Annotated in this window: 6 protein-coding genes; 2 read left to right on the top strand and 4 right to left on the bottom strand. The window is 65.3% G+C overall.

Going from position 1 to position 11,936, the window contains the following annotated elements; all coding sequences use genetic code 11:
- Positions 1-25: 25 nt before the first annotated feature.
- The 4 genes from P1IM2_RS14960 to P1IM2_RS14945 form a co-directional block, all read right to left on the bottom strand.
- Positions 26-2,395, bottom strand: a complete 2,370-nt coding sequence (locus P1IM2_RS14960) for a TonB-dependent siderophore receptor (protein WP_062901833.1) — start codon at positions 2,393-2,395, stop codon at positions 26-28.
- A 14-nt stretch (positions 2,396-2,409) separates the two neighbouring features.
- Complete coding sequence (gene pgmB, locus P1IM2_RS14955) at positions 2,410-5,322, bottom strand: beta-phosphoglucomutase (RefSeq protein WP_234178512.1); 2,913 nt, start codon at positions 5,320-5,322, stop codon at positions 2,410-2,412.
- 171 nt (positions 5,323-5,493) lie between these two features.
- Positions 5,494-6,498: a LacI family DNA-binding transcriptional regulator gene (locus P1IM2_RS14950; protein WP_062901832.1), complete on the bottom strand. Its 1,005-nt coding sequence runs from the start codon at positions 6,496-6,498 to the stop codon at positions 5,494-5,496.
- Between the two features lie 86 nt (positions 6,499-6,584).
- Positions 6,585-9,371 carry a TonB-dependent receptor plug domain-containing protein gene (locus tag P1IM2_RS14945; protein WP_186402935.1) on the bottom strand — a complete coding sequence of 929 codons (2,787 nt, stop codon included), beginning with the start codon at positions 9,369-9,371 and terminating at the stop codon, positions 6,585-6,587.
- 184 nt (positions 9,372-9,555) lie between these two features.
- Between P1IM2_RS14945 and P1IM2_RS14940 the strand changes: the two genes are divergently transcribed.
- Both P1IM2_RS14940 and P1IM2_RS14935 read left to right on the top strand, forming a co-directional pair.
- The gene (locus P1IM2_RS14940) at positions 9,556-11,487 is read left to right on the top strand and encodes an isoaspartyl peptidase/L-asparaginase (protein ID WP_062903122.1); all 1,932 of its coding nucleotides are present in this window, start codon (positions 9,556-9,558) and stop codon (positions 11,485-11,487) included.
- On the top strand, positions 11,487-11,933 hold the full coding sequence (locus P1IM2_RS14935; RefSeq protein ID WP_040590524.1) for an Lrp/AsnC family transcriptional regulator: 447 nt from the start codon (positions 11,487-11,489) through the stop codon (positions 11,931-11,933). Before P1IM2_RS14940 ends, P1IM2_RS14935 begins: the two co-directional genes overlap by 1 nt.
- Positions 11,934-11,936: the final 3 nt, after the last annotated feature.

Genomic DNA, 11,936 nt, shown 5'->3' with positions numbered 1-11,936 from the left:
CCGCGACCACCCAGGGAGGAATGACCTAGAATTTATAGGCGGCGCTGAAGCGGAACGACCGGCCGAGGATCGGACGGGCATTCAGCACTTCAGCCGCATTCTGGCCCAGCGTGCGCGGATCGCCTTCGGTCAGACCGATCTCGTTGGTCAGATTGTCGGCGGTGACCGCAAAGCTGAGCGCACGGTTGACGTCGACCGTCACGCCGGCATCGATCTTGAAATAATGCGGCAGCGACTGGGTGTTGCCGGTATCCGAGAAGCGATCGCCGATATAGGTGAAGGTCGAATAGACGCCGACCTTGCCGTCGTTGCCGAACGGCAGTTCATAGGCCGGGGTCACGCGCCATTGCCACTTCGGCTGCCGCTGGACGCGGTTGCCGCTGAGGTCGGTCGCACCGTTGTTGGTGAAGAAGTCGCGATATTTGGCGTTGAGCCACGTGCCCGAGAAGGCGAGCGTGAAATTGTCGACCGGCCGAAGCTGTCCTTCCAGCTCGACACCCGTGCTGCGCGCGCCGCCGATCGACGCCTGCGGTGCGCCATTCTGGATGACAGTGGTGACAAGGCCTTCGAACTTCGTGTGGAACAAGGTGGCATAGAGCGACAGCATGTCGGTCCGCACCTTCACCCCGCCTTCGAAATTGTCGACGCGCGGCGAGACGCGGATGCCGTCGCGCAGATTGTCGAAGAAGGGATTGGTGTTGCCGCGGTTGTAACGGACATAGGCGCCGACCGACGACGAGAAGTCGTAGTTCAGGCCCGCCGTCCATGACCAGGCGCCCTTGCTGTACGAAATATTGCGGAAGGTGCCGTCGAGCACCGCGACATTCTGGTCGTAAAGCGTGTTCGGGTCGCCGTCGGCGTCGAGCACGGTCGCGTTGTTTTCCAGCGTGCCGGTTGCCTTGTAATGCTGATAGCGCAAGCCCGCGTCGAAGCGCAGTTCGGGCGTGATCTGGAACTCGTCGACCGCATAAAAGGCATATTCGCGGCCGTCATAGGCGGCGTTGACGTTGAAGAAGCTGCCTTGCGTAAAGCCGCGATCGGTCACGACCCGGCCATCGGCGAGCGTCAGGTTGAGCAGCCGCGCATTGTTTTCGGCAGTCAGCAGCTGGATGTTGCCGAGGTTCCACTGGTCCTTCGACGAAAAGTCGGAGAAATAGGCGCCCAGCGTGAACTTGTTGTTGCCGCTGTCCCATTCGACGTTGAGGTCGTTGGTGAAATCCTCGATCTGCTTGCGCACGATCCAGGTGCCGGCGCGGATCACCTGCTGGCTGCCCGCATTGGCGACCGCATCGCCCCCATTGACATAGGTCAGGCTGCCGATCGTGCTGCCGAGGCTCGCCGCATAGTCGGCGGCCGACATCGCGGTGCTCGCGGGAACCAGTCCGGTCGTATCGGCATCGCCCTTCAGATAGCTTGCGCGATACCGCAGCTGGAGCCCGTCGCCGATCTCGTAATCGAAATTGGTGCCAAGGTTGATCAGCTTGGCGCCGCGACCGTCGCCAAGGTCGGCGCGCGTGCCGTCGGGAAGCACCGACAGGCGCGTTTCGGGGCCGGCGATCACGCCGGTGCCGGGGTCGATATTGCCGAACTGGCGCACCTTGTCGCCGTCGCGGATCACCGGGATCGGCAGCAGCCACTGGCCATGATCGTTGAGATAGCGCGCGAAGACGAGGATCGAACCCTTGTCGAGGTCATGGCGGATATTGGCGGTGATCTGCCCGCCCTTTTCGGCGGTGAAGCCCGGATTGCGGATGCCGTGGCCGCTCGAATAATAGCCGCCGACCATGAAGGTCGTGTTGTCGCCGAGCGGACCCGACAGGCGCAGGTCGCCGCGCATGTCGCCGAAATCGGTGACGCTGGCCTTCACAAGCCCTTCGAATTCGGGGCCGCCCTCTTTCTGGACGAAGTTGACGGTCAGGCCGGGTTGGCCGTTGGCGAACAGCGCGCCGGTGCCGCCGCGCACCGCCTCGACCCGCGCGATCGTTTCGTCGATGCGGATAAGCTGCGTGTTTTCGAGGAACGACAGCGTCGGCGGCGAGAAGAAGGGCACGCCCTGCGTCGTCAGCGTGACGAATTCGGCGTCGCCGCCCGACGGATAGCCGCGCACGAAGATGTTGGCGCCATTCTGGCCGCCCGAGCTTTCGGCCATGACGCCCGGCACGACCTTCAGCAGGTCGGCGGTGCTGTTCGGCGCGGCCTGTTCGATGGCATCGGCCGAAATGCTGGTAATCGCAAAGGCCGCGGCTTGGCGGCTGACCCCGCCGCCGGCGGTGCCGGTTACGACGATTTCATTGCCTGCCGCATCGTCGGCGGGCTGAGGCGCTTCCTGGGCATGGGCCACCGCCGGCAGCGCGATGAGCGCGATCGACGAGAGCAGATAGGTCCGTTTCAACATGGCTGTTCCTCCACTTATCCTGTTTTCTTTGAAAGGTTGCCCGCGCTCGCCGCTTCCCGTTCTGCTGACAGGATCTGGTCGACCGAAAGCGCCCCGATGGCGGGGACGTGCACGTCGGCATCGGGCAGCGCCTCTTCAGACCCGATGCCAATCGCCACCATGCCCGCCGCATGGATGGCTGAAATTCCGGCCTGCGCATCTTCGATACCGATGCAGCGTTCCGGGGGGAGGCCCATGCCGTCGGCACAGGCCAGGAATATGTCGGGCGCCGGCTTGTTCGCCGCGATCGCGCCCGCGTCGGCGATGAAATCGAACTGGTCGGCGATGCCGAGCAACCGAACGACGTGGCCGGCATTGCGGCTCGCCGAGGCGAGGCCGATCTTGATGCCCGCGCTGCGCAGCGCGGCAAAAAGCGCGCGCACGCCGTCGAACAGATTGGCGGGCGAATAAGCGGCCAGCCGCGCGCGGTAGAGCGCATTCTTCTCTGCAAGCATCGCCTCGAAGCGCGCGTCGTCGACCGACGCGCCCGCGCCGTCCAGGATAAGGCGCAGCGATCCCGCGCGATCGACGCCCTTCAGCCGGTCGTTGGCGGCGCGGTCGAAGGCATAGCCATATTGATCGGCCAGCGCCTGCCACGCATGGTAATGATCCTCGGCCGTGTCGGTCAGCACGCCGTCGAGGTCGAAGATCACGCCCTGCACCGCCGGGCGCGCCATCCGGACCGCCGCGTCGGCAAGACGAACCGGGCGGCCGTGATCGACAATATCGACCGGCGCGCCCGACAGGCGGCGATAGGTCGCCCCTTCGGCATCGACCGCAACCTCGATCACGCTGCCGCGCCACATCAGGCGGAAATGATAGCGCGCCCAGCCGGCGGGGATGCGCGGCGCGAAGGCGGGGCAATCGCCGCCGAGCCACAGACCGCCCCAGCCGTGCGCAAGCACGAGCCAGCTTCCCGCAAGCGCCGCCATGTGCAGGCCGTGCGAGGTGTTGCCGTGGCGATTTTCCAGATCGACGAAGGCGGCCTCGCGATGGAAATCGAGCGCCTCCCCATCCTCGCCGAGCCGCGCCGCCACAATTGCGAAGGCCACCGACGACAGCGTCGAATCATGCGCGGTGACGCGGCTGTAATAGTCGAAATTGCGCCGCTGCAACGCGAGCGGCAACGACACGAGATCCATCGCCATCGCCTGCAGCACATTGCCCTGCTTGGCGATTTGGTGCCGGAACAGGATCATCGGGTGATAGCGCATCAGCAGCGGCCCGCGCTCGTCGAGCGGTGCCAGATCAGCCAGCTTCGGCCGTCCCAGAAAGGCGTCGTCCTGCGGGCTTACCCCGGCCTCTGCATCGACCGGCAACCACATCGCCTCGGCGGCGCGGCGCCACATCGCGACTTCTTCGGCGTCGAGGCCGATGGCCTGCGCCAGCGCCGCGAAGGCCGCGGGATCGGTGTGCGCCAGCCAGTCGGCGGTGTCGGCAGCATAGGCAAGGTGCCGCGCCGCGATCGCGTTGGTGTAATAATCATTATCGACGAGCGCCGAATATTCGTCGGGCCCGGTCACGCCATAGATGCAGAAGGCCCCGCCGCGGCGCGGGTCGAAGGCGCCGATCTCGGGCCAGATGCGCGCGGTTTCGAACAGCATTTCGGCCGCAGCGCGGCGGACGTCGCTATCGCCCGTCGCCGCGACATACAGCGCAACGCCATGCGCGATGTCGCCGTTGATATGATATTGCGCCGACCCCGTCGGATAATGTGACGAACATTCGGCCCCGCCGATGGTCCGCCACGGATAGAGCGCGCCGCGCGCATGGCCAATGCCGCGCGCATGCGCCCGCGCCGCCGCAAGCTTGCCGATGCGATACTGCAGCAGGGTGCGCGCCCGGTCGGGCATCTGGAGCGCCAGCACCGGGAGCATGAAGGATTCGGCGTCCCAGAAATAATGGCCCTCATAGCCTTCGCCCGACAGCCCCTTGGCCGCGATACTGTGGTCCGGGTCGCGGCTGGCCGACTGGTGGAGCTGGAACAGGTCGAAACGCAGCGCCTGCGTCAGCGCGTCGTCGCCCGCGATCGCAAAATCGGCATGCGCCCACAATTGGTCGACCGCGCGCTGCTGCGCCGCCGCAATGGCCTCGAACGGCTGCGGTTCGGGCAGCGCATCGATGTCGACCGGGTGGCCGCGGGTGCAGGTCATGGCGACCACCCGGTCGACGCTCAGCGTGCCGCCGGCGACCAACGCGCCGCGCACCATATGGCCGCCGTCGATGCGCACCACCGGCGCATCGAGGCTGGCGACCCGCTGGCGATAGGCGAGTTCGACGGCACCCTGGGCAAACCGGACCACGGAAGGGGTGTCGCCCGGTTCGGAAGGCTGAACGGTCCAGACCGGCCGCAGCCGCCCGGAAATACGCGGATCGTCGGCCGCATCGGCGTTGCCGCCATCGGCATCGGTGCCGAAGATCAGATCGATCTCGATCGTCGCGGCGAAATCCACCGGCGAGACCGACAGACGCGTTGCGACGCAGGCATCGCCGTCCAGCGGAACGATGCGAACGGCCGCAATCTCGATCGTCCGGCCATCGGCGAGACGCCAGCGGGTGCGGCGGCGAAGCTGTCCCCAGGCAAGATCGAGCAGGCTCTCGGCTTCGAGGCGCTCGGCAGCCGCAAAATCGACCGGCGCGCCGTCGATCCGCAGGCGCAGGGCCACCGGGCTCGGGCATTTGATCCGCGTGTCAGTCGCGGTCGCGTAGCCGGGAAAGCTTTCATGATAATCGATCGGGCGGCTGACATAGGCGCCGGGGAGATAGGCGCAGGGCGCAGCGGCGCATTCGTCGGCGACGCCCTCAACGCCGACCAGGCCGTTGGCGAGCGCGAACAGCGCGGCCGCCTGATCGCCGACGGCGTCGCCGCCGTGTCGGACAAGCCGCATCGTATCAGAAGCTGCGCTGGAAATTGCCACTGTCATCCTCACCCGCGGCGCACGCTCGGCCGGCGCGCGCTCCATCGAAGCCATCTTGTGGTGCAAAAATGGTATCGATGTCAAGTTATCGATACCATTGCGGGAAAGGACGTGCGAACTACGGCGCGTTCGCGCAGTGATTCAGCTTTCGCGTGCGACCAGTTCCACGCTCATGGCGCGCGAATCGGCGCCCTTGCCCGCGACGAGATCGAGCACCTTCTTGGCGAGCAATTCGCCGCCGACCGCCCAGTCCTGCCGGATGGTGGTGAGTTTGGGCGATACGATCGCTGCGCCGGGGGAATCGTCGAAGCCGACGACCGATACGTCGCCGGGTACGGACAGGCCGCGCGCCTGCAACGCTTCGATCGCGCCCATCGCAATGGCATCGCTCGCCGCGAAGACGCCGTCGAAGGCAGTGCCCTTGGCCAGAAGCCGATCGATCGCCTCGCGCCCGGCGGCGGCGGTGAAGGCGCAGGCGATCCGCTCAATCACCGCGGCGTCGCTGCCCTTCAGCGCGTCGGCAAAGCCCTGGAGCCGATCCTCGACCTCGCCATGCTGGGTTTCACCAAGGAACAGCAGCGCGCGGCGCCCGCGCGCGCGCAGATAGTCGGCGGCGAGCCGGCCGCCCGCGCGATTGTCGCTGCCGACGACGACGCGTCCGGGCGGGCCGTGCGCCGCGCCCCAGACCACATACGGCAGCCCGGTCGCCTCGATCGCCGCGGCGGCATCGTCATGCACGCCCTGCCCCAGCAGGATGACCCCGTCGGCCGACGGCGGGTGCTGTGCGAACAACTCGATCGTCGTCAGCACCATATTCTGTCCGGCTGCAGTCAGTTCCTGCATGATCCCGCCGAGCAGCGAGAGCGGATAAGGTTCGCTCATCAGGCGGTCGTGCGAGGGGGCCATTTCGATGACTACGGCGATGGTCCGGGTGCGTTGCTGCCGCAGATTGCGCGCCGAAATATTGAGCCGGTAGCCCATGCGTTCGGCGGTGTCGCGGATCAGCCGGCGCGTGCTTTCCTTGACCGTCGGGCTGTCCGAAAGCGCGCGCGAAACGGTGATCTTCGCGACGCCCAGCTCGCGCGCGATGTCGGCCATCGTCGGGCGCGCATTGCCGCCGCCAAGGGGACCGGTGCCATTAGCCATGGCTCCCCTTAACGCGCGTCCGCCTTGTTTCACAAGCGCCTAAGAGGAGGGCGGCGGGGACGGAAGCCCCCCCCCGCCGCGACCGGTCAGAGCGCCGATCCTCCCAATTTGTAGGTGAGCTGCAGGAACACGCTGCGTCCGATGCTGTCGAACCAGCTGGTGTTGTAATAGGGATAGCTCGACCAGGTCGGGTCCTTGACGGGGTTCGTGTCGAACAGGTTGCGCACCGTCAGCGAGCCGCGCAGATGATCGGTGAAATCATATTGCATGGTCGCATTGAAGAGGTAGCTCGCCTTGATGAACGCATCCTCGTCATAATTGGGCAGCTTGCCGAGCCGGGTGCCCGAAAAGGTCAGCTGAAAGCCCTCATTTTCGTATGAGATGCTGCCGTTCGACTTGTCGCGCGGCAGGTAATAGCCGCTATCGACGGCGAGCTTGTCGACGAACGGATCGCCCGGATATTGCTGGAAACTGTGCTTGAACACATGGCTGTGCGCGAGCGACAGGGTGAAGTTGCCGATACCGGTTGGCAGGCTGCCGCGGAAGGCGATATCGATCCCGCTCGTCCTTTCGCGCGCAATGTTGATCGGATTGACGCGGATCGACGAGATCTGCCCGGCATTGCCGCCGCTGGCAAAGCGCGTGATGCGCGCGAAGGCATCCTGACAGGTCGGCGAATTGGGATCGAGCTTGGGCGTGCCGCCCGCGGTCAGCACGCTGCAGTCCGCCTCGGTCCGGGCCAGCGTGTCGATGCTGAGATCGTCGACCTGATTGTCGAGCGTCACGCGGAAATAATCGACCGAAACATGGAGGCGGCTCGACGGCGAAAAGACGATGCCTCCCGTCAGCGTTCGTCCGGTTTCGGCGTCGAGGTTGCGGTTGCCGGTCCGGTTCACGACGACGCCGGTCCCCGAATAGCTGCAATCGCCGATATCCTCGTCGGGCTCTTCGACCGCGCACAGATAATAGTCATCGACGCTGCTCTGCACATTGCCCGGCCCCGTAAAGACATAGTGGAGGTCAGGCGCGCGGAAGGCAGTGCCATAGGCGGCGCGCAGCAGCAGGCTGCTCGTCGGTCGGACTTCGACCCCGCCATTATAGGTGAACTTGCCGACATCGCGGCCGGCAAAGCCGAAGGTGTCATAGCGGCCGGCACCCGTCAGCGTCACGAAATCGAGCACCGGCACGCGCACTTCGCCGCCGATCGCGGCATGGCTGCGCTTGCCCGCACCGTCGCTGTCTTTCCAGCTGTAATAATAGTCGGTGAGCGCCAGCGGATCGGGACGCAGATTATAGCCCTGCTTGCCATATTCGGCGACCACCGCGACCCCGACCGGGCCGGCCGGAAGCTGGAACAGCTCGCCATTGGTCAGCGTCGCCTGCAAATTGCTGGTCCAGCTATACGGACGATAGACCGTATCGGCCGAAATGCTGTCATATTCGGCAGGCGTCAGCGCGGTGTAGAGCCGCGCGGGATCGGCGTTGAAAATCGGATAGCCGCTGTCCTCGTCGACCCCCAGCTGTTCGCCCAGAAAGAAGGCGATCGCCTTGGAATTGACGATCTGGGGCCAGCGCACGACCGACTGGTAGCGGCTGTAATTGAAAGATGCCTCGTAATTCCAGGCATTGCCAAAATTGCCGCGGATACCGGGCGTGATGCTGTAGGTCGTCTGCTTGCTGCGCTGCATTTCCAGCCCGCCGGTTTCTTCCGGGGCAAACTGGCGCGACCAGTCGTCGATCGTATCGTCGAACGCGTTGTAAAAACTGTTGTCCGAACTCGACGACGAGCTTTCGAACGCCCAGCTCGTGACGTCGTACATCAGCCGGACCTTACTGATTCCGAACTGAAATTCGGCGAACAATTTGGCATTGTCCGACAGCTCGTACGACATCGTGCCGAAGCTGTTGAAGCCCTTGCGACCCGAAACGATCGTGCCGTAGCCGATCGACGTCTTGCTGCCGCAGTAATAGCCGGGGCCGTAATCGTCGATCGCCGGATCATAATCGCCGTAGCGCGGACGCGACGTATAGATGGTCGAACCGCCGTTGAGGTTCGCAACCCCGGCGCAGGCCGCCGGACCCGGATCGATATAGCTGTCGTTTTCGATGCTGTAGCGCAGGAAGGTGCGGCGCGCGATCGTGCTGCCGGGACTGTCGTCGGTGCTGTCCTGGATCGAACGATCATAAGCCCACAGCGGACGCTGGTCGAGATATTCGATACCGGCCGCGATGCTGAAACGGTCGGTCGACCAGCCGCCGGTCGCGGTGAAGCGATGCGACATGCCGCCACCATGCTGGGTGCGGCCGTGGCGATAGTCGAGCGTCAGGCCGTCCAGATTTTCCTTCATCTTGAAGTTGATGACGCCCGCAATCGCGTCCGAACCATAAATGGCCGAGGCTGCACCCGACAATATCTCGACCTTGTCGATCAGCCCCACCGGGATATTCGAAATGTCGGTGAAGTTGCTGCGGCCGATATAGGGCAGCGGGAAATCGGCGATGCGGCGCCCGTTGACGAGCACGAGCGTGTGGTTGGGGCCAAGCCCGCGCAGGTCGACCTGCTGCGCGCCGGGGGTGAAGTCGGCGCTGCTGCCCGACTGCGGGCTTTGCGTCTCGCCGCTGTTCTGGGTCATCGCCGCGAGCAGTTCGGGGACGCTGGTATAACCGTTGGCGCGGATCGCATCGGAATCGATGGTCGTGACCGCCGACGGCCCCTGATCCTTTATCGTGGGAATGCGCGAACCGGTGACGATGATCTCCTGCACCGCGCCCTCGTCCGACGCGTCCTGCGCCAGCGCCGGCGTGGCGAGCGCGGGAAGGCAGACGCCCAGCCCTAGAATGATGCGAAGCGACCGTCGGCCGAGATGTTCCATCGAAAAGCCCCTATCCTGTCTGCGGCGCGAATCGGCGCCCCCAATGCCCTGTCACGAGACGCGCCCTATCAGCCAGAACGGACCGAAAATTTCAATCATTATGACTAAAACAGGAATCATATTGTCATTTTGCGTGTCGATTATGTAACATCCATCGATCAGAGTTGCCGAAGGAGATATGCTGATGCCGCCGATCAGACTGTTCAAATGGATCACCGCACTGCTGTACGCGCTCCTTCTCGCCGCGCCGCCAGCGGCGGCGAAAGACCAGCCCTACGAACATTATGTCTATGGCGCGCTGAACACGCCGACGCCGGGTCCGGTATCGGGCGGACTGCTGCTGATGGGCGGAGGCGACCGGAATATCGACGCGATGAAATGGTTCTTCGGCAAGGCCGGAAAGGGCCACATCGTCGTCCTCAGCGCTTCTTACGGCAAGGAAATCGGCGAGGAATTCTATCGCGACATCGGCGGCATCCAGTCGGTCGAAATCTTCGTTTTCCACGCGCGTTCGCAAGCGACCGACAAGAAGATTCTCGACCGGCTGCGCAAGGCCGACGGCATCTTCATCGCCGGCGGCGACCAGTCGCGATATGTGCGCTTCTGGCGCGGCACGCCGGTCAACGAGATCATCGACGCGCATGTCGCGGCGGGCAAGCCGCTCGCCGGGACCAGCGCCGGCCTCGCGATGCAGGGCGAAAAACTCTATGGCGCGATGGACGACGGCAGCATCAAGAGTCCTGAGGCGCTCGCCGATCCGCTCGGCCCCGCTAACACCATCGAAGGCGAATTCCTGCACCTGGCGCTGCTCAAGGGCATCGTCACCGATACGCATTTCAAGGAACGCGACCGGCTCGGCCGCCTTTTCGCCTTCGTCGCCAAGGCGCAGGTCGGACGCGCTGCCGACGCGCCCGCGATGATCGGGCTCGGCGTCGATGAAAGCGCCGCGCTCGCGGTCGAACCCGACGGGTCGGGGCGCATCTATGCGACCGCACCCGACGGCTATGCCTGGGTCGTGGACGGATCGGAACTGCGCAACGTCAGCGACCGCAGGCCGCTCGATGTGCCGCGGGTGAAGGTGACGGGGGTCGGGCCGGGCTCGGTCGTTCACCTACCCTCGGGCCGCGTCGATGCGCCGGTGTTCGTGCGCAACTATGCCGCGCGCGCGGGCGAACTGGTCGAGGTGCCGCGCTGGTCGCTCGCGATCCATGGCGGCGCCGGGGTCATCAAGCCCGGCTCGCTCACCCCCGACAAGGAAGCCGCCTATCGCGCCGGCCTCGACGCCGCGCTGCGCGCAGGATCGGCGGTGCTCGACAAGGGCGGCCCGGCGCTCGACGCGGTCGCGGCGGCGGTGCGCGTGCTCGAGGACAATCCGCTTTTCAATGCCGGTCGCGGCGCCGTGTTCACCGCCGAGGGGACCAACGAACTCGATTCCGCGATCATGGACGGCGCCACGCTCAAGGCCGGTGCCGTCGCGGGTGTCACGCGCACCCGTCACCCGATCGACCTTGCCCGCGCGGTGATGGACAAGAGCCCGCACGTTCTCTTGGCGCGCGACGGCGCCGACCGCTTCTCGGTCGAACAGGGGCTCGAACAGGTCGACCCCGCCTGGTTCCGGACGGATCAGCGGTGGCAGCAGTTGCTCGCCTGGCGCAAGAAGCATCAGGCCGCGCTCGACCCGACGCATCTGTTCGGCACCGTCGGCGCGGTTGCGATCGATGCCAACGGCAATCTCGCCGCCGCAACCTCGACCGGCGGCATGACCGGCAAGCGCTGGGGCCGCATCGGCGATTCGCCGATCATCGGCGCGGGCACCTATGCCAGCAACGGCCGATGCGCGGTTTCGGCGACGGGATCGGGCGAATATTTCATCCGCGAAAGCGCGGCGCGGCAGGTCTGCGACCGCGTCGCGTGGAAAGGCGAAAGCCTGAACGACGCGGCGCAGGCGACCATCGCGGCGGTCGGTGCGATCGGCGGCGACGGCGGCCTGATCGCGATGGGCCCCGACGGCCGCCCGGTCTTTGCACTCAACGACCTTGGCATGTATCGTGGCCGGATGACGGCCGGGGCGGAACCACAGACGGCGATCTTCGCTGACGAGGCATGGGCGGACTGATGGCGCCGATGACCGTCAGTCTCGACGAGATCGACGATCGCCTGCTCACCCTGCTGCGCGACGATGCGCGCCAGACCATCGCACAGCTTGCGAAGGAACTCGGCATCTCGCGCGGCCAGGTCTATTCGCGGCTCGCGCGGCTGGAAGAGGATAATATCGTCGCGGGCTATACGGTGCGGCTGGGACAAGCCTTTGCCGCCGGCCGCGTCCGCGCCCATATGATGATCAAGACGTTGCCGCGCTATCACCGCGAGGTCGAGGCCGCCCTCGCCGGCTTTACCCAGGTTCAGGCGATCCACGCGATCAGCGGCGAATATGACATCATCGCGATGCTGGAAGCGGAGGACAGCGCCCTGCTCAACGAGCTGATCGACGAGATCGGCCTGCTCGACGGGGTCGAACGCACGACGACGTCGGTCATATTGGTGACCAAGATCGAACGCTGACCC

Source organism: Sphingopyxis sp. P1IMeth2, assembly GCF_900185685.1.
In the GTDB taxonomy this organism is placed as follows: Bacteria; Pseudomonadota; Alphaproteobacteria; order Sphingomonadales; family Sphingomonadaceae; genus Sphingopyxis; species Sphingopyxis terrae_A.
This window is presented reverse-complemented; position numbering and strand designations above follow the sequence as displayed.